General features: G+C 38.8%; 19 protein-coding genes. All 19 read left to right on the top strand.

Annotated elements, in window-relative coordinates; all coding sequences use genetic code 11:
- A complete protein-coding gene (locus DYE54_RS04000) occupies positions 1-867 on the top strand; it encodes a Rha family transcriptional regulator (protein ID WP_115310027.1) in 867 nt (288 codons plus the stop codon).
- A 104-nt stretch (positions 868-971) separates the two neighbouring features.
- On the top strand, positions 972-1,481 hold the full coding sequence (locus DYE54_RS03995) for a hypothetical protein (protein WP_245935686.1): 510 nt from the start codon (positions 972-974) through the stop codon (positions 1,479-1,481).
- Positions 1,482-1,722: 241 nt separating this feature from the next.
- Positions 1,723-2,544, top strand: a complete 822-nt coding sequence (locus DYE54_RS03990) for an LpxI family protein (RefSeq protein ID WP_115310025.1) — start codon at positions 1,723-1,725, stop codon at positions 2,542-2,544.
- 13 nt (positions 2,545-2,557) lie between these two features.
- A complete protein-coding gene (gene lpxB, locus DYE54_RS03985) occupies positions 2,558-3,721 on the top strand; it encodes a lipid-A-disaccharide synthase (protein ID WP_115310024.1) in 1,164 nt (387 codons plus the stop codon).
- On the top strand, positions 3,708-5,438 hold the full coding sequence (msbA, locus tag DYE54_RS03980) for a lipid A export permease/ATP-binding protein MsbA (RefSeq protein WP_115310023.1): 1,731 nt from the start codon (positions 3,708-3,710) through the stop codon (positions 5,436-5,438). Before lpxB ends, msbA begins: the two co-directional genes overlap by 14 nt.
- A gap of 2 nt (positions 5,439-5,440) precedes the next feature.
- Complete coding sequence (locus tag DYE54_RS03975) at positions 5,441-6,745, top strand: 3-deoxy-D-manno-octulosonic acid transferase (RefSeq protein ID WP_115310022.1); 1,305 nt, start codon at positions 5,441-5,443, stop codon at positions 6,743-6,745.
- 47 nt (positions 6,746-6,792) lie between these two features.
- Entirely contained in the window at positions 6,793-7,929 is a 1,137-nt protein-coding gene (gene lpxK / locus DYE54_RS03970; protein WP_115310021.1) for a tetraacyldisaccharide 4'-kinase, read from the top strand.
- Entirely contained in the window at positions 7,926-8,657 is a 732-nt protein-coding gene (gene kdsB / locus DYE54_RS03965) for a 3-deoxy-manno-octulosonate cytidylyltransferase (RefSeq protein ID WP_115310020.1), read from the top strand. Before lpxK ends, kdsB begins: the two co-directional genes overlap by 4 nt.
- Before the next feature lie 60 nt (positions 8,658-8,717).
- On the top strand, positions 8,718-9,536 hold the full coding sequence (gene kdsA, locus DYE54_RS03960) for a 3-deoxy-8-phosphooctulonate synthase (RefSeq protein ID WP_115310019.1): 819 nt from the start codon (positions 8,718-8,720) through the stop codon (positions 9,534-9,536).
- A gap of 27 nt (positions 9,537-9,563) precedes the next feature.
- Positions 9,564-10,535, top strand: coding sequence for a KpsF/GutQ family sugar-phosphate isomerase (locus tag DYE54_RS03955; RefSeq protein WP_115310018.1), 972 nt, complete (start codon positions 9,564-9,566; stop codon positions 10,533-10,535).
- On the top strand, positions 10,535-11,056 hold the full coding sequence (locus tag DYE54_RS03950; RefSeq protein ID WP_115310017.1) for a KdsC family phosphatase: 522 nt from the start codon (positions 10,535-10,537) through the stop codon (positions 11,054-11,056). The genes DYE54_RS03955 and DYE54_RS03950 overlap by 1 nt, the downstream gene beginning before the upstream one ends.
- A 20-nt stretch (positions 11,057-11,076) precedes the next feature.
- Complete coding sequence (locus tag DYE54_RS03945; protein ID WP_115310016.1) at positions 11,077-12,012, top strand: lysophospholipid acyltransferase family protein; 936 nt, start codon at positions 11,077-11,079, stop codon at positions 12,010-12,012.
- Positions 11,999-12,538: an LPS export ABC transporter periplasmic protein LptC gene (lptC, locus tag DYE54_RS03940; protein ID WP_115310015.1), complete on the top strand. Its 540-nt coding sequence runs from the start codon at positions 11,999-12,001 to the stop codon at positions 12,536-12,538. Before DYE54_RS03945 ends, lptC begins: the two co-directional genes overlap by 14 nt.
- Before the next feature lie 16 nt (positions 12,539-12,554).
- Complete coding sequence (locus tag DYE54_RS03935; RefSeq protein WP_115310014.1) at positions 12,555-13,268, top strand: LptA/OstA family protein; 714 nt, start codon at positions 12,555-12,557, stop codon at positions 13,266-13,268.
- A 12-nt stretch (positions 13,269-13,280) separates the two neighbouring features.
- Positions 13,281-14,000, top strand: coding sequence for an LPS export ABC transporter ATP-binding protein (lptB, locus tag DYE54_RS03930; RefSeq protein WP_115310013.1), 720 nt, complete (start codon positions 13,281-13,283; stop codon positions 13,998-14,000).
- Positions 14,001-14,018: 18 nt separating this feature from the next.
- Entirely contained in the window at positions 14,019-15,110 is a 1,092-nt protein-coding gene (locus tag DYE54_RS03925; protein WP_115310012.1) for an LptF/LptG family permease, read from the top strand.
- 186 nt (positions 15,111-15,296) lie between these two features.
- The gene (locus DYE54_RS03920; protein WP_115310011.1) at positions 15,297-16,472 is read left to right on the top strand and encodes a DUF3084 domain-containing protein; all 1,176 of its coding nucleotides are present in this window, start codon (positions 15,297-15,299) and stop codon (positions 16,470-16,472) included.
- A 234-nt stretch (positions 16,473-16,706) separates the two neighbouring features.
- Positions 16,707-17,183 carry a hypothetical protein gene (locus DYE54_RS03915; RefSeq protein WP_115310010.1) on the top strand — a complete coding sequence of 159 codons (477 nt, stop codon included), beginning with the start codon at positions 16,707-16,709 and terminating at the stop codon, positions 17,181-17,183.
- 43 nt (positions 17,184-17,226) lie between these two features.
- The gene (locus tag DYE54_RS03910; RefSeq protein WP_115310009.1) at positions 17,227-18,099 is read left to right on the top strand and encodes a YitT family protein; all 873 of its coding nucleotides are present in this window, start codon (positions 17,227-17,229) and stop codon (positions 18,097-18,099) included.
- The last annotated feature ends 72 nt before the right edge of the window (positions 18,100-18,171 follow it).

Here is an 18,171-nt window from a genome sequence, read left to right as displayed (position 1 = left end):
ATGAACTTAACAGAAATTTTAACTTTAGACAGTCGTGAAGTTGCTAGTATGATTAATAAATCTCACAATGATTTATTAAAAGATATTAGGCGTTATGGTGATTATCTTATTGAGGGTAAAATTCCCCTCAATGACTTTTGGCAAGAAAGCACCTACAAAGATAAGATTGGGCGAAGTCTTAAATGCTACCAAATCACCAAGAAGGGCTGTGAATTTTTAGCTCATAAGATGACTGGCAAAAAGGGAGCTATATTTACCGCCACATACATTAATCGTTTTCATGAAATGGAAGAAGAATTAAATAATACACCTTCTAATATTACCTTACGTCATACAAAATGGGGCAAAGAGAAAGTAATGACTACCAGGGATTTTTGGCAAATAACAGGTGTTCCCCAAGGTAATGTTAATTGGTTCTTGAAAAAATTTAACCTTGAATATTGGATATTGACGGGAAAAGATTTAAGAAAGTATAAAGAACTTAATAATTTAAAAAATTGTGTAACATCATCCATGACATTGATACCGTCTTATTCCGCAATAATTTTAGTCAAAAAATTAGATTTATGGACTAAAGAATTACAGAAAAGTTTTGGAGATTATTTTAAACCGTATAGAGATTTAATAGTTGCTGATAAACAAGAAGCATTGGCATTAGATACGGACGAATTAATTTCTATTCGAAGCGAAAAAATAATAGCAAAGATAAATGAGCTTAAAAGAAAACTAATTGCTGTTGATGTATTATTGGATGAGTTAATTGATATTAGAAGAACTAAAAGAGATCACGAACGATATGGTGAGAATATATTAAAATTACTATATTCATCGTCAAGTGATATGTTTGGTATTAATAAAATAATTTAAATCTATAAAAGGCGCTCTTAGGGGCGTCTTTTATTTTCATATAATTAAAATGAGGTGAGATAATGGCTAACAATAAAAGGTTATTATATATAATAGGTGTAGCGGTGGTAGTTGGTTTGATTGTGTTAGCAGTTGGATATAAACTACAAGTTGATAAGCAACAACCTCAAGTAGTACCTACTACTGCATTGCAAGATACCAAGGCCTTGTCTAAAACCATCGATGTTACACCTGCGACGGCAGTGCAAATCCAACGTGAGATACAGCAAGTCAAAGAGCCTATAGTTACATATTATGTACAGGCTCCTGACATTGTGACTGCGACCAAACAAACACAGCAAGCGATTAATAATAAAAGTGAGTCCTTGCCTGCTGTGGTTACCGCTAAAAGTGACAGGACGGTTATTACACCTAACGAGCAACAACAAAAGGTTGATGTTTATAAAATCAATCTAAATAAAACTCACAAAATCAAAGCAGGTCTTACTGTGATTGACGATAAATCGTACGCTACTGTTGGCTATCAGGCGGGTAAATTTGAGGGCATGGCGCACTTTAAAGGTGATGGTAAGATTAAAGGAGCGACTGTACTCTATACAGTGACACAGTGGTAATGTATAATATAAAAGCCTACAGAGGTGGCATTCGTGCTACCTCTGTTTTGCTTTGACGGCAAAAATACGTCAAAAAATATACAGAAAACAGTCTTTTTTGTAGACTTAAATTCAAGATACAAAAGATGGCCAATACGCATTATTGCTCATTTTTATATAAAAGTAGACCTATAAACATAGTACGTTGTATAATATAGTGTAGTGTGTCTATAAATAGAACCAAAAACACTAGGAGGAAATGATGGCAAAAGTCGGATTATTAGCTGGCGTAGGTAAATTGCCGTTGGAATTTTTACGAGCAGCTCAATCAGAAGGCTATGAAGTCGTGGTCATTGCAGTAATTCCAAATACGGAGCCTGCCTTGGCAACGGAAGCGCATGCTTTTTATGAGATTAATGTAGCTAAAATCGATAAAATATTTAAAACGCTTCATAAAGAAGGTATTACAGAAGTTACTATGCTTGGTAAAGTGACGAAAGAAATTTTGTTTAAAGGCTTGGTTATGCCTGATTTACGAACGATTCGTTTACTGACAAAATTGCGGAATCGTAAAGATGATACGATTATGCTTACACTAGTAGAGGAATTGGCTAAAGAAGGAATTCAGGTAGTGGATCAAACTATTTACATGAAACCGTTAATGCCTAAAGCCGGCGTATTGACAAAGGCAAAACCTTCTAAAGAGCAAATGGCTGATATTCTATTTGGCTTTGAAGTAGCTAAACAGATGGGCGGCCTTGATATAGGGCAAACCGTAGTTGTGAAAGACCTGGCTGTGATGGCTATTGAAGCCATTGAAGGAACAGACGCTTGTATTAAACGCGGTGGTACCTTAGGTCGTGGTGAAGCAGTTGTTGTTAAAACAGCGAAGCCTAGACAAGATGTACGTTTTGATGTGCCTGCTGTGGGCTTACAAACCATTCACTCTATGTTAGAAGGAAATTGTAAAGTCTTGGCTATGGAAGCAGAACGCACTATTTTCGTAGAGCAAGAAGAAGTGTTGAAACTTGCGAATGAAAAGGGTTTGATTATTTGTGCCGTAGAAGGGCCTGACGAAGAATAGTCTGGAGGTTCGGATGAAAGTCATGTTTTCGGCTGGTGAGGCATCAGGTGACACTCATGCAGCTAGCGTAGCGAAGGCGTTAAAAAACGCATATCCTGAGGTTTCCATGTTTGGTATGGGCGGTTCGCGCATGGCTGAAGCGGGAGTCCAGATTATGTATGATATAAAACAATTAGGCTATATCGGAATTGTTGAAGTAATAAAACATTTACCTTCTTTTTTCAAATTACGTACTTTTTTAAAAGAGGTTATGTTGCGCGAGAAGCCTGATGTCTTGGTGTGTGTGGATTATCCTGGTTTTAATATGAAATTAGCCAAGGTAGCACATGATTTAGGCATTCCGGTTATTTATTATATTGCGCCTACTATTTGGGCTTGGCATCGTAGTCGTGGTAAAGATATTGCCAGCACGGTTACTAAGGTAGCTTCAATTTTTCCATTTGAAGCTAAGGCGTATAGAGAATTTGGGGTAGATGTTGAATTCGTAGGGCATCCTTTACTTGATATTGTGAAACCGACGATGTCTTTAGAGGAAGGTTTGGCTTATTTTAAAATGCCCCCTCATACAAAACGAGTGTTACTTATGCCTGGTAGTCGTAAGCAAGAAGTTATCAGTTTGTTAGAACGAATGTTGGCTGGGGCTGAGTTAGTTATGGCTAAGCATCCTAATTTAGTATTTTATTTGCCACGAGCGCATACAATTGATAAAGAAGAATTAGAAGTTATTACGAAGAAATATAAAGTGCCTGTTACGATTACAGACGATTACACGTACGATTTAATGCAATGTTGTGATGTTTGTTTAGCCGCTTCAGGTACCGCCACATTAGAAACTGCCTTAATGGAATTACCCACTATTTTGTTATATCGCTTATCACCAATTACCTATGCATTGGGACGGGTACTAGTGAATTTAACACATGTAGGCTTACCTAATATAGTAGCAGGTCGTGAAGTGATTCCTGAGTTATTGCAGGGTGCTGTAACACCGGCTAATATTGCTAAAGAATTAACCTCTTTATTAGAGGATTCAAAAAGACGAGAGGCCATGGTAGCTGATTTGAGGTCCGTTCGAGAAGCCTTGGGCGGAACTGGTGCAGTAGAGCGAGTGGCTGAATTAATTGCTACGGTAGCACGAGCTAACCAGGTTGCGGAGGATATGAATGGGAAGTTATAAACGATTATTGGTCTATGTGAGACCGTATATTGGCCGGTTAATTTTTGGCCTAGTTTGTATGATTATAGCAGCCGCTGCCTATTTAGTGGTACCTTGGTTGATTAAAAATGTAGTTGACGAAGTGTTGCAGGCGAAAGATTTGGCTATGCTAAATTTAGTCGTCGTTTCTATTTTGGTGGTATTTTTGATTCGTGGGTTTGCTACCTACGGTCAGACATATACGATGTCGTATATTGGTCAGCGAGTCATTATCGATATTCGTGAGGCTTTATTTAAACATTTACAACGCTTGGATCAAGCTTATTTTGATCGTCGTAAAACAGGCGTTGTCATGAGTAATTTAACGAATGATGTGGGAGCCCTACAAACCGCGATTGTAGATAATCTAGTTTCTTTCATTACAGAAGGGGTTACCCTCATTGGGTCCTTAGTATCCATGATATTGATTGACTGGAAATTAACATTAGTAACACTGATTATTGTGCCTGTTGTGTTAGGGTTAATTAATATTTTTGGAAAGCGCTTACGTTCGGCTGGACATGATGTACAGGGACGTATTGCTGATATTACGTCTTTATTACAAGAAGTGATTTCGGGGATTCGAGTAGTTCGTTCTTTTGCCCGTGAAACGCATGAAGTGGCACGGTTTGAAAAAGAAAATCAGCGAAATTTCTTGGCCGCTATGCGTGCGACTAAATTATCGAGTTTGTTAAGCCCTCTTGTTGAATTTTCAGCGGCTATTGCTGTGACAGTAATCCTTTGGTACGGCGGTTATTCTGTGGTTACCGGCGCTATTTCAGCAGGTTCTTTAATTGCGTTTTTAATTTATGCTATTAATCTATCCAATCCTGTTAAACGGCTAAGTCAGGTGTATGGCAATATTCAAAAAGCGATGGCAGCAGGTGATCGTGTATTTGAGATTTTAGATACGGAGCCAAATGTTAAAGAAAAAGCGAATGCTAACGTATTGCCAGACGTATCGGGTCATGTAGAATTTGATCATGTATCCTTCTCTTATGATGGAGAAAAGATGGCCTTGCAAGATATGAATTTAGACGTGCCAGCGGGCCGAATTGTAGCTATTGTAGGACCGTCCGGTGCGGGTAAAACAACGATTGCCAATCTGTTGCCAAGATTTTATGATGTAACGTCTGGGGCGATTCGCATTGATGGAATTGATGTACGTGATGTGACATTTGCTTCTTTGCGGGAACAAGTTGGTTTGGTTCCACAGGAAACCATGCTATTTAATGCAACCATTCGTGATAATATTTTATATGGTCGTTTAGATGGCACGGAGGAAGAAGTCTATGAAGCGGCTAAAGCAGCTAATGCGTTAGAGTTTATTGAAAAGCTACCAGATGGATTTGATACTTTTGTTGGTGAACGAGGGAGTTCTTTGTCTGGTGGGCAACGTCAGCGTATTGCTATTGCGAGAGCTATCTTAAAAGATCCAAAAATTCTTATTTTAGATGAAGCTACTTCGGCATTAGATACAGAAAGTGAAAAATTAGTACAAGAAGCGTTAGAACGTCTTATGAGAGGTCGTACGGCCTTTGTGATTGCGCATCGCTTGAGTACGATTAAAAATGCTGATCAAATTGTTGTGTTACGACAAGGTCAGATTGAAGAGCTAGGGACCCATGAAGAGTTATTAGCGCAAGATGGTCTCTATAAACATTTATATTCAGTTCAATTTGCAAGTAAAGGACATTAAGGATGTATTGGGTATACAACATATTACTAATTATATATTGGATTGGGCTAATTCCCGTCATCCTGTATCGCTTGGCCTTTGAAGAAGGTTTCTATGAACGTATACGCCAAAGTGCGGGGTTCATGCCTGATTCTTTGATGCGTAAAATTGAAGGACGCCGTGCTATTTGGGTACATGCCGCTTCTGTTGGTGAAATTGTTGCGACTAGTCCTATTGTGAAAGATATTAAGAAGAAATTTCCAGAAGCAGTTGTGGTCGTTTCAGTGGTTACGGCCACTGGTCATGCTATGGCTCATCGTATTATTCCCGAAGCGGAAGGGATTATTTTCTTTCCTTTAGATTTGCCTTTTTTAACACAGCGTATTTTAGATATGATAAAGCCAATTACTATACTTTTGGTAGAAACTGAAATTTGGCCAAACTTTTTGCGCATTGCTGAGAAAGAAAAAATTCCAGTAATGATGGTAAATGGGCGCATTAGTGATCGGAGTATGAAACGTTATATGATGATTCGCTCCTTTACGAAAGAAATGTTGGCCTCCATTCAGTATTTCTGTATGCAATCTAAGTTAGATGCAGAGTATATTCAAGTGTTAGGTGCTTCTAAAGAGCGGATTACCATTACGGGGAATACGAAATATGATCAAACCTATGCACAAGTGACTGAAGATGAAAAGCGTCAGTTGCAAGATGAGTTTGGCTTTGGTCGTAATCATCCAATTATTGTAGCGGGCAGTACGCATCGTGGGGAAGAGGAAGCGGTGTTGACAGCTTTTACTGAAATTTTAAAAGCGTATCCAGAGGCTCGTTTATTGATCGCACCTCGTGAAATAATGCGCGGCAATGATGTTAAGAATTTGGCTGAGAAAAATGGTCTGCGCGCTATTTGTCGTAGTACTATGACAGGGCCTGTTCATGAGAAAACGCCCGTTGTCGTATTGGACACAATCGGCGAATTGGGCCGTCTATATAGTCTTGGTGATATCATTTTTGTAGGTGGTTCATTAGTTAAGACTGGGGGACATAATATATTAGAGCCTGCGGCCCATGGCAAGCCTATTTTGGTAGGTCCTCATATGTTTAACTTTAAAGAGATTTATTCCTTGTTAAGTTCACGCCATGCGTGTTTAATGGTAAAAGATACTAAAGAATTAGTTGATACGATGTTATTGTTATGTCGTGATAAAGAATTACGGGATACGATGGGACAGAATTGTTTAGATATTGTCCATGAGAATCGTGGTGCGACACAACGAAATACGGAAGAGTTACGCAAATTATTTGAATCCCACCAGATTATTCCATAGTTGCCTAAATCATGTTGTGCATAACTGTGGTAAAGGAGGTAGAGCTCATGAATGGGGAACAATTGTTTAAACATATAGTCAGTGGTAAAGCGAGAGGCCCGTTAGCTAGTATAGCTCGTGCTGGATTAGGCGTGTTAAGTACGGTTTATACACAAGGTGTAAAACAACGGAATAAGAAATTTGATGATAAAAGTGGTGTAATCCGTGCTACCGTACCTGTTATTAGCGTTGGAAATATTACTGCTGGTGGCACTGGTAAAACACCTATGGTCCGTTATATTTGTCAGTATTTAGAAACCGCTAATTATTCACCCGCTATTTTGAGTCGTGGTTATCGTGCTAAAGATAACGAAGAAACTATTGTAGTGTCACGGCGTGGCCGTTTAGAAGTTACTCCGGCAGTGAGTGGTGATGAAGCTTGGCTCCTTGGCAAAGGTTTAGGCCATACCAGTGTAGTTATTGGTCGTAAACGTGTAAATTCAGCACAATTAGCGACGGCTACGTTAGGGAGTGATATACTAGTATTAGATGATGGCTTCCAACATCGCCAATTAAACCGTGATTTAGACATTGTTCTCATTGATGCGGCTAATCCATTTGGTTATAATCATGTATTGCCAAGAGGGCTGTTACGAGAACCTTTAGTGGGATTACAGCGTGCTGATATTATTGTATTGACTAAAACAGATCAAGTGCCAAAAGATATTTTATTTGGTGTTAAGCAACAACTTCTAAAATGGGCACCACAGGCACCGATTATGAGTACGGTGCATAAACCGCTGGGAATTCAAACGTTAGCTTCTTGGGAACGTAATGAATTGCCACAAACAGCACCAGTAGGTATTGATGACCCTAAGTTTTTAACAGTTAGTGGCATTGGACAACCAGATTCATTCCGTTATACAGTTACATCTCTAGGCTATACAGTGTGTCATAGTTTAGACTTTGGTGATCATCATGAATACTCAACGGATGATGTAGTTCGGATGTGGAGTGAAGCATTTGCTAAGGGGGCTAATGCCATCGTAACAACAGAGAAAGATGCAGTTAAGCTCAGTCAGCTCTCGGCTATCCATGATTTGAAAATTCCTGTATTTGTCATTCCTATCGGTATTGAATTTACTGAAGGGGAAGATGTATTTAAAACCTATATTAGTCAGGTTGGAAAGAAGGCTGCAGTATGAAAATCGCTTGTGTTATCCCAGCTCGTTATGCATCCACACGCTTGCCAGGCAAACCGTTAGCTGATATTGCTGGTAAACCTATGATTCAACGGGTATATGAACAAGTGTCTAAAGCTACTGTGCCTGATATTATTATTGTAGCTACGGATGACCAACGTGTTGCTGATGTGGTTACTGCTTTTGGTGGTACTGCGGTTATGACAAGCACTGATCATCTGACCGGTACTGATCGGCTTGCAGAAGTAGCACAATTACATCCTGATATTGATGTTATTATTAATGTACAAGGTGATGAACCTTTAATAGAAGCCTCTTTGATTGATGAATTAGGCGCTCTATTTAAAACTGATTTGGATTTAAAAATGGCGACGGTTGGTGCCCCTTTAAAAGAAGCTGAATATGGGGAACCGTCAGCGGTTAAGGTAGTGTGTAATTTAAAAGGCGAGGCCATGTATTTTTCACGGTCTTTAATTCCTTATCCGCGGCATGCTTTTGTAAATCCACCATTAAAGCATATAGGTATTTATGCATATAGTCGTGAATTTTTGTTAGAATTTGCCCAATTAGCGCCAACACCGGCCGAATTGACAGAATCGTTAGAGCAACTAAGAGCTTTAGAAAATGGGGTTACTATTCGTGTGATTAAAACGGAAGCGCGTTTTATTGGAGTAGATACACCAGAAGATTTAGAAGCTGTTAATGCGATTTTTAAAACGAAGGAATCGTAATGTTGGGCTAACAACACTATTATTTGTTTGATATACAGTGATAATAAGAAGGAGACATCCATGAAAGAAGTAAAAGTTGGTAACTTAACCCTTGGTGGCGGTAAAGGCTTATTTTTATTAGCGGGTCCTTGTGTGATTGAGGATCCAGAACGTACGTTAAATATTGGCCGTCGCGCTAAAGAGATTTGTGAGCGTGTGGGCATTCCCTATATCTTTAAAGCTTCTTTTGATAAGGCAAATCGTTCTAGCTTTAGTTCTTTCCGCGGTCCTGGCCTTGAAGAAGGACTTAAAATTTTAAGTCATATTAAAAAGGAATTACAAGTACCGATTGTTAGTGATATTCATTCGGTAGAACAGATTGAACCAGCTGCTGAAGTGCTTGATATTTTACAAATTCCTGCGTTCCTTTGTCGTCAGACCGATTTAGTATATGGGGCTGCTAAAACAGGTAAATGTGTTAATGTAAAAAAAGGCCAATTTTTAGCACCTAAAGATATGAGTAATGTAGTGAAAAAAGTAGAAGAAGCGGGTAATCAGAATTTAATGTTGACTGAACGAGGTGCTACTTTTGGTTATAATAATTTAGTGGTGGATATGCGTTCCTTCCCTATTATGCGCAGTTTTGAGTATCCTGTAATCTTTGATGCTACGCATAGTGTACAATTACCAGGTGGTGCTGGCACAAGTTCTTCAGGGCAACGTGAATTTGTACCTAATTTAGCGCGGGCCGCTGTAGCTGCCGGGGTAGATGGCTTATTTATGGAAGTTCATGATAATCCTGAAGAAGCCTTATCTGATGGACCGAATATGGTGCGCTTAGATGATTTAGAAGCTATGTTACGAGACTTAGTGGCCATTGATAAAATTGTAAAAGGTTAATTGACGAATAGAGGGGATGGATCATCCATGAATGTTTTAGAACAAGCAGCACAAGTGCTTCATGAAGAAGCGCAGGCGATTGAAAAACTAATTACCACCTTAGACAGTAATTTTACAGAAGCTGTCAATATGATTTTGAATTCTAAAGGCCGTGTAGTATGTACTGGCATGGGTAAATCAGGTCATATTGCTCGTAAAGTAGCGGCTACATTAGCGTCTACGGGGACGCCAGCGCTATTTTTGCATCCTGGTGAAGGGGTACATGGTGATTTAGGCATGGTTACATCGGAAGATATTGTGCTTGCTTTTTCTAATAGTGGTGAAACCAGTGAAGTCATTAGTTTATTGCCTTCTTTACGTCGTATTGGTGCACGTCTTATCAGTGTAGTGGGTAAACATAATTCTACATTGGCTAAGAATTCTGATATTGTTTTATTAGTAGAAGTAGAGCGGGAAGCTTGTCCGTTAGGTTTAGCACCGACTACTAGTACTACAGTAGCGTTAGCTTTGGGTGATGCTTTAGCAGTTTGTTTATTAGATCGTCATAAATTTACGCCTGAAAATTTTGCAATTTTCCATCCCGGTGGATCTTTGGGGCGTAAATTATTGCTTACCGTAGAAAATATTATGCATAGCGGTGAAGATAATCCGATGGTTTATAAAGGCTCTACAGTACGTGATGCTCTTTTTGTAATGACAGAAAAAGGGTTAGGGGCTACCAATGTAGTTGATGAAGATGGTCGTTTATTAGGCCTTGTTACGGATGGTGATATTCGTCGTGGGTTAGATGCAGGGAGTAATTTTTTAGAATGGCCTGTGGAAGATATGATGACACCTATGCCTAGAACGATTACTAAAGATAAACTAGCAGCAGAAGCATTGCATTTAATGGAAAAAAATCAGCCCCGTCCAATTACCGTATTGCCAGTTGTGGACGATAATAAACATTGTTTAGGCATTGTCCATCTTACTGACTTATTACGTCGAGGTATTGTATAATGAATATAAAATGCTTAATACTAGATGTGGATGGAGTTATGACTGAAGGCGGTATTATTTATACGGCCAAGGGTGATGAACTTAAAGTTTTTAATTCCCAAGATGGACTTGGATTAGCCTTAGCTCGTCGTGGAGGCTTGAAACTAGCTGTTATTACGGGGCGTCATTCTGAAATGGTCGATCGTCGTACCAAAGAATTAAAATTTGATTTTGTCCGTATGGGCTGTCATAATAAGACAGAAGCGATTAAAGAATTAGCTGTCGAATTAGGCATTGATACTGATGAAATGGCATATATGGGTGATGATCTCAATGATTTAGGGGCCCTTTCCCTGGTAGGTTTTCCTATGACACCAGCAAATGGTGTGATGGAAGTAAAGGCAGTTGCTAAATTTATAGCAACTAAGAGCGGTGGTCATGGCGCCGTTCGTGAAGCTATCGAATATATTTTTAAAAAAGAAGGTTGTTGGGACCAATTAGTTGATGATTATAGAAATGAAATATATAGTCAAGGTCAGTAGCGAAAGGAGGTACGTACGGTATGTCAAATGAGTGGCAATACAAATTATTAAAAGGTTTGAGTGCATTGACTTGTAAGCTGTCGTATCGCACGATACTTCGTATAGGGGCGACATTAGGACCTTTATATTCACTCGTAGGGAAAAAACAAAAAAAACGAGGTATTTATAATGTAATGAAAGGCATGGATGTATCAGAAGCGGAAGCTTCACAAATTTTGGAAGAACTTTTCAAGAATTTGGGGCGGTCTGCTTTAGAAATTTTGTACATGCCGAATTTAACGAAAGAGTTTATTACTGAGCATATTGAAATGCACGGTTTAAAATATTTGGATAAAGCTTTAGCAGAGCAACGAGGCGTGGTCATTCTAACCGCGCATGTAGGCAATTGGGAATGGATGGGCGCTTCTTTAGCGGCTTATGGTTATCCATCGACAACAATTGTAAAGAAACAACCGAATGCACAAGTAACTCGTTTGCTTAATGAATATCGTGAGATGGTAGGTTTAGAAGTATTTGCGCGTGGTGGTTCTGAAATGATTCGGGCTGTAAAGGCCATGAAACAAAAGAAATTGTTAGGTTTTTTAGCAGACCAAGATGGTTATATTCAAGGCTTGCCTGTTGAATTTTTAGGGCAAGAATCGTCGGCTGTCACAGGGCCGGCTACGTTTGCTCAGAAATTTAAAGCCCCTGTTGTGCCTGTTTTTACCTATCGTAAAGCGAATGGGATTGGTCATGTGGTAGAAATTTTACCACCTTTATATTATGAAGATACAGGCCATGAAGCGGAGGATCTTTATCGGTTAACAGAGGCTACCGTGCGAGTAACGGAAGAGTTTATTCGTCAACATCCAACCGAATGGCTTTGGTTTCAGCATCGTTGGAATACTAAGCTCCATGAAATTGTTGATATCGATGAGAAATTGAAGGTGAGGGACGCAGTACATGCTAAAGAATAAGAAAACAATCTTAGGTGTAGCCATTGTGGCGTTACTCATTGGTGTTTTTGTTTGGATTTTCTTAATTAGTAGTGATGAAATAGCAGAAGATCCTACACAGCCAAAAGAGAATTTAGTTAGTTTTGAAGGCTCTACCATTACTGAAGAGCAAGCAGGAAAACTCGCTTGGTCAGTAACTGCTGAACAGATTAAGGTTAATCCTAAAACAAAGGAAGTATACCTGACTAATATGGAGGGTACTTTTTATGATGGCGAGAAGACATTAGTTGTTACAGCACCACGGGGCTATATGACAGGTGATCATAGTAAGTTTCAATTAGCCGGTGGTGTAAAAGGGACTAATGGTGCTGATGTTGAATTAACTACAGAAGCAATTGCTTTTGATAATAAGACGAAGAAATTAACGTCAGAAACTCCATTTACCTTTACTAATCAGGAAGCAACGGTAACTGGTGATAAGTTAGAAGCTGATACAGTACTTAATATAGTAACAGCTCACGGACATGCTAAATTGGTTAGAAAGTGATGGGAGGACTCATAGAATGAAATTGTCAAAAGTAATGACTATTACAAGTTTAGTGGCTAGTTTGGCTGTACCAGTGTGGGCAGCTACATCCAATATGACAATTACCGCTGATGTATTACAATACAATGGTAGTAGTGGATTAGCAGAAGCTAAAGGCAATGTAGTGATTATTAATGAAGATAAGACAATGACTGGTAAAGAAGGCTGGTATAATACTAAGACACAAGAAGCTCGCTTGACAGGTGGGATTAGTATGATTGGTACAGATACTTCTATGTCAGCTCAAGAGTTACATAGTACAAATAATGAACAGTTAGAAGCTAAAGGAAATGTACGCTTACAAAAAGAAAATAAACAAGTTTTTGGCGATATTGTGACATATAATACTAAGACTGAATATGGTACTTCCCGTGGTCATGGTAAATTAGTTATGGATGATGCTGTTCTTACTGGTGATTATATTGAAGGTTGGTTAGGTCAGATTCGTGCAACGGCACAGGGGAATGTAACATTGCATAGTGCTAAACATAATTTAGATGCTAGCGCTGATAATGCAGTGTATACACAAACTCCAGGACAAGATGACGGAGTGGCTTACTTAACTGGTAATGCTCATGCCGTACAAAATGGTAATGTGCTTAATGCACCAGAATTAAAATTAGAAATGAAAGATAATTCAGTACAAACTGTCGGTGGTCGCAGTACCTTAGTCATTACGCCACAACAGTAAGGAGTAGCCTTGATGTTTATTGAAACGAAGGATTTAGTAAAAACCTATAAAGGTCGTAATGTTGTAGATGGCGTTAGTGTGCGTGTAGCAGAAGGTGAAGTTGTCGGCTTATTAGGCCCTAATGGAGCGGGTAAAACGACAACATTCTATATGATTGTAGGAATTGAAAAGCCCAACAATGGTAACATTACTATTGGTGGCAAAGATATTTCTCATATGCCTATGTATAAACGAGCTGATCAGGGAATTGGGTATTTGCCACAGGAAGCCTCTGTATTTCGCTCCTTAACGGTAGAAGATAATATTCGTGCTATGCTTGAAACAACAGAAAAAAGCAAAAAAGAAATTGAAGAGACTGTAGAAGCTTTGCTGCAAGAGTTTCATATTGAGCATGTTCGACATCGACAAGGTATGCAACTATCGGGTGGTGAACGACGCCGTGTAGAAATTGCTCGTTGTATTGCATTAGCACCACGTTTTATTCTACTCGATGAACCATTTGCTGGGGTCGATCCTATTGCAGTGGCTGATATTCAATCGATTATTCGACATTTAAAAGAGCGAGGCATTGGTGTTCTTATTACAGACCATAATGTGCGTGAAACCTTAGGGATTGTTGATAGAGCTTATATTTTAAGTAATGGTAAAATTTTATTAGAAGGTTCAGCCGATGAAATTGCTAATAGTCCAGTTGCTCGTAAACATTACTTAGGGGATAGTTTTAATTTATAGGGGCTAGGTGATATAAGAATGCGTATATTAGATAAATATATATTGAAAAGCTTTATTGGCCCCTTTCTTTTTGGGATTTTTGCATTTACCAGTATTTTCGTAGGAACGGGCACATTATTCCGGATTGCTCAGTATATTACGGAGTATGGTGCTTCTTTATGGGCTGTTACACGGGCCTTTGTATTAGCCTTGCCGAGTATTGTGGTACTTACATTTCCAATGGCGGTACTGTTGGCTTCTTTACTCGCTTTTGGCCGATTAAGTGGGACTAGTGAAATTATTGTTATGCGGGCAGGTGGCCTTAGTTTTTTACGATTAGCTATGCCCGTATATATTGCTGCTTTCTTCATTTCTATTGGCGCTATTGCTTTTAATGAATATGTTGTACCAGCAGCTAATCATGCGTATCAGAACATTATTCGGAATGAAATTAAAAAGCAAGCAGAACCACCGGCGCAGGAACATATTGTATTAAAAACCATGGAGGGTGATGAGATAAGCACTCTTATGTATGCTAAAAAATATGATTCTAACACCAAATTAATTACAGGGGTGACAGCTCAGCTTTTTACCAATGGTAATGTAACACAGATTGAACATGCGGAAAATGCGACATGGAATGGTACATATTGGGTTATGCATGATGGTGTTATTTATGATTTAGCCGCTGATGGTAATGGAATTGAACGAACGCTACGTTTTAAAGATCAAGTCTTACCAATTGCTAAGGACCCTGATCAAATTTCACAGGAACAGCGAGATCCTGAAGAAATGACAATTAAGGAATTGCGTGCACAAATTAAAGCCCTTAAAGCTAGTCATGTAAAATCTACTAAATGGGAAATGGAAATGTATCAACGTTTTACGATTCCTATTGCTAGCTTTGTTTTTGCGTTAGTAGGGGCTCCGTTAGGCTTACAGAAGCAACGCTCTAGTTCTTCTATTGGTTTTGGCCTTAGTGTATTGATTATTTTTGTGTACTATGGCATTATGACTTTTACTGGTGCACTCGGTAAAGGCGGTGCTTTGCCACCAGTAGTTGCTGCGGTTATTCCTGACACGTTGGGTATTATTGCAGGGCTTTGGCTAAATTGGAAAGTTTCTAAATAAGAATATATGGATATTAGCGACCTTGACAAGTGAAGTTAAGGTCGCTTTTTGTGATAAATAATACTTTTTTCATAGTAATTCACTTTTTCTTTTTTTGAAAATAGAGTACAATAGAAACTAAGCATAATATATGCAGTACCGTATTATATATATTAGTTATGAGTAAGAGAAAGGAGTGAGCCTTGTATGTTAGTGGGTTTGAATATTATTTTAATTATCGCTATCATGGGTGGGGCCATTGCTTTCATTGGTGATAAATTAGGTACCAAAATTGGCAAGAAACGTATGTCTATCTTTGGGTTACGGCCAAAGCATACTTCGATTATAATGACCATTATTACGGGGATACTTATTTCTGCTTTTACTCTTGGTATTTTAGCGATTGCTTCTGAAAATGTTCGTACGGCTTTATTTGGTATGGAACAGTTGCAAGCTGAGATGGATCAGTTAAATAGCGATGTGGCGGCCAAAAATAAAGAATTAGAAGCGGGTAAAAAAGAGCTTAGTGAAAAGACGATTGCATTAAATACTATGCGTAAAGATGTGCAGGCTACGCAAGAAGAGTTAGAAGAAGCTCGAGCTGCTCGTAATTCTATGAGTGAAGAATTGATTTCTGTTCAAGAAGCGTATCGGCAAGCTGATGCTCGCTTGGCACAGTCTGCTAATGATGTGAAGGCCTTAGAAAGCACTAAGCAGGAATTAGAAGCTCATATTGAAGATTTAAAAGTGACAACTAAACGGTTGGAAGAAGGGATTACACATGTGCGCGAAGGGACAGTATTATTTCGTGTAGGTGAAGTATTAAGTGGTGCTTTAATTCGTCCGGGCCTTAATGAAGAAGAAAGTGCTAAAGCGATTACGAATGTATTAAATGATACGAATGGTTTAATTCTACGTCGATTAGGCATTGATGAAAATAGAGCTGTTATTTATGTGAGTCGTTCTAATTTGGAAGAAGTGGCTAAACAAGTTGCTAATGCATCGGAACCAATGACAATTCGTATAACGGCAGCCGCGAATATTATTTATGGCGAGGCAGCCTTGGCTGAAATTCATGCATACCCATATCGTAAAGTGTATGATAAGGGGGATGTCATTTGGTCGACGACGGTACAAGGTGGGGATGATGCTCAATTTGCCGTTTTATCTTTCTTAAAAGACGTAAATAGTCAAGCAAAAACACAAGGCATTTTACCAGATCCATTAAGTGGTGATGTAGGGTCTATGCCAGGGGACGAATTGTTTGATACTATTCGAGAATTAAGTCGTATGGTAGGTTCAGTTCGTTTAGAAGCTGTCGTTAGAGAGGATACGTATACAACTGGACCAGTGCAAATTGAATTGCGTATTAGTCCAGAATAGCTGATTGTTTATGCGCAAAAGTCATAGAAAGAATTAAAATTAGTAACTAAGTATTGTTGACTTTATGGTATAATAAGTATATCGAAAATATTCATTTTTAGAGTTTGGAGATGCTCTATAGCGAGTGCAGTATTTTCAGTGATTACTATGCCGGAACAGATTAAATGCTGCCGATAGCTTAGCTACCGACAGCATTTTTTATGGGAATTTTAGTGTGATGGGAGGCGGGCAACGATGAGTAAGCGATTGACTCAGCCAAGGGAGTATACTCAGTCGAAACCAATACAAAGATTGCTGTTGGCTGTAGATCCTGGTCGGGAAAAAAGTGGCGTTGCCATTATGACTTATGACGAGGCTGCTTTGGTGGAAAAAGCGATTTATCCGACAGCAGAATTAGAGGCTCATTTATTAGCAGTTAGTAGTCAATATGCAGCACAACTTGTAGAATTGATTTGTGGCAATGGGACCAATCATAAACATGTGTTTCATATTATAGAAACATTGGGCAACAAGTTAGGTATACCAGCTTATTTGGCTGAGGAAGCTCATACAACAGAGCTGGCACGAAAACGTTATTTTGAATTTCATCGGCCAAAAGGTTTAAAGCGACTCATTCCTAAAGGTATGTTATATCCACCAGTACCGGTTGATGATTTTACAGCTTGGATTATTGGTGAGCAATATATTTTTAATTTACATAAACATGCGTAAGTAGCATGTAGGATGTTTGACAACAAGAGAAAGGGGACAAATGATGGCTGCTTATAAAAAAGCACAAAAATTAACTTGGAAAGATATTTTAATTCGGTATATATGGATTGTGATTGGTGCCGCTATATATACTTTTGGACTAGATGTACTTTTGGTACCTAAGAGTATTATCGACGGTGGTGTCGTTGGTTTAGCCTTGATGGCGGCTGAATTAACAGGTATTTCGTTTAGTATTTATCTAGTACTGATTAATCTACCGTTTTTGTACGTTGGCTATAAGTTGATTGGCCGAAGCTTTACGGTAGCTACACTATTTGGTGTTGTATGTATTTCAATTATGTCTTTATATATGCATACGATTACACCACCGGATATTGATCCGTTCTTGGCGTCTATCTTTGGCGGTGTTATTTTAGGTATCGGGGTAGGCCTTATTATTCGTAATGGTGGCTCCCTTGATGGGGTAGAAATCGTAGCTATTATTATGGATAAGAAAAGTTCATTCTCTGTTGGTGAGATTGTAATGATTTGTAACTTATTCATTTTAGGGGCTGCGGGCTTTGTATATAGCTGGAATAGTGCTATGTATTCCTTAATTGCGTACTTTGTAGCTTACAAGATGATGGATATGACCATTACCGGTCTTGAAGAATCGAAAGGGATTATGATTATTACAGATAGTCCTGATGAAATTCGCGAAGTGTTGATGCATCGCCTAGGTCGTGGCGTTACTGTTTTATTCGGTGAAGGTGGCTATTCAAAAGAACCTAAAAAAGTGTTATACTCAGTAGTGACGCGTCTGGAAATCACAAAGATGAAAGATATTGTCTATGAACAAGATGAAAATGCGTTTATTACGATTACCGATGTGCACGATGTATTTGGTGGGCAGTTTGGCAAGAAGACTATTCATTAATCATCTAGCATTAGGTTCTTTGAAGAAAGGAGTCTAGCAATATATTTACAAATTGGCGTATTTAGTAAATAG

It is taken from the genome of Veillonella criceti, from assembly GCF_900460315.1.
Lineage (GTDB): Bacteria > Bacillota > Negativicutes > Veillonellales > Veillonellaceae > Veillonella_A > Veillonella_A criceti.
This window is presented reverse-complemented; position numbering and strand designations above follow the sequence as displayed.

What these genes read in the sequence shown, in the direction of transcription:
- DYE54_RS04000 (WP_115310027.1), top strand. Translation starts at nt 1, where the DNA reads ATGAACTTAACAGAAATTTTAACTTTAGACAGTCGTGAAGTTGCTAGT.
- DYE54_RS03990 (WP_115310025.1), top strand. Translation starts at nt 1,723, where the DNA reads ATGGCAAAAGTCGGATTATTAGCTGGCGTAGGTAAATTGCCGTTGGAA.
- lpxB (WP_115310024.1), top strand. Translation starts at nt 2,558, where the DNA reads ATGAAAGTCATGTTTTCGGCTGGTGAGGCATCAGGTGACACTCATGCA.
- msbA (WP_115310023.1), top strand. Translation starts at nt 3,708, where the DNA reads ATGGGAAGTTATAAACGATTATTGGTCTATGTGAGACCGTATATTGGC.
- DYE54_RS03975 (WP_115310022.1), top strand. Translation starts at nt 5,441, where the DNA reads ATGTATTGGGTATACAACATATTACTAATTATATATTGGATTGGGCTA.
- lpxK (WP_115310021.1), top strand. Translation starts at nt 6,793, where the DNA reads ATGAATGGGGAACAATTGTTTAAACATATAGTCAGTGGTAAAGCGAGA.
- kdsB (WP_115310020.1), top strand. Translation starts at nt 7,926, where the DNA reads ATGAAAATCGCTTGTGTTATCCCAGCTCGTTATGCATCCACACGCTTG.
- kdsA (WP_115310019.1), top strand. Translation starts at nt 8,718, where the DNA reads ATGAAAGAAGTAAAAGTTGGTAACTTAACCCTTGGTGGCGGTAAAGGC.
- DYE54_RS03955 (WP_115310018.1), top strand. Translation starts at nt 9,564, where the DNA reads ATGAATGTTTTAGAACAAGCAGCACAAGTGCTTCATGAAGAAGCGCAG.
- DYE54_RS03950 (WP_115310017.1), top strand. Translation starts at nt 10,535, where the DNA reads ATGAATATAAAATGCTTAATACTAGATGTGGATGGAGTTATGACTGAA.
- DYE54_RS03945 (WP_115310016.1), top strand. Translation starts at nt 11,077, where the DNA reads ATGTCAAATGAGTGGCAATACAAATTATTAAAAGGTTTGAGTGCATTG.
- lptC (WP_115310015.1), top strand. Translation starts at nt 11,999, where the DNA reads ATGCTAAAGAATAAGAAAACAATCTTAGGTGTAGCCATTGTGGCGTTA.
- DYE54_RS03935 (WP_115310014.1), top strand. Translation starts at nt 12,555, where the DNA reads ATGAAATTGTCAAAAGTAATGACTATTACAAGTTTAGTGGCTAGTTTG.
- lptB (WP_115310013.1), top strand. Translation starts at nt 13,281, where the DNA reads ATGTTTATTGAAACGAAGGATTTAGTAAAAACCTATAAAGGTCGTAAT.
- DYE54_RS03925 (WP_115310012.1), top strand. Translation starts at nt 14,019, where the DNA reads ATGCGTATATTAGATAAATATATATTGAAAAGCTTTATTGGCCCCTTT.
- DYE54_RS03920 (WP_115310011.1), top strand. Translation starts at nt 15,297, where the DNA reads ATGTTAGTGGGTTTGAATATTATTTTAATTATCGCTATCATGGGTGGG.
- DYE54_RS03915 (WP_115310010.1), top strand. Translation starts at nt 16,707, where the DNA reads ATGAGTAAGCGATTGACTCAGCCAAGGGAGTATACTCAGTCGAAACCA.
- DYE54_RS03910 (WP_115310009.1), top strand. Translation starts at nt 17,227, where the DNA reads ATGGCTGCTTATAAAAAAGCACAAAAATTAACTTGGAAAGATATTTTA.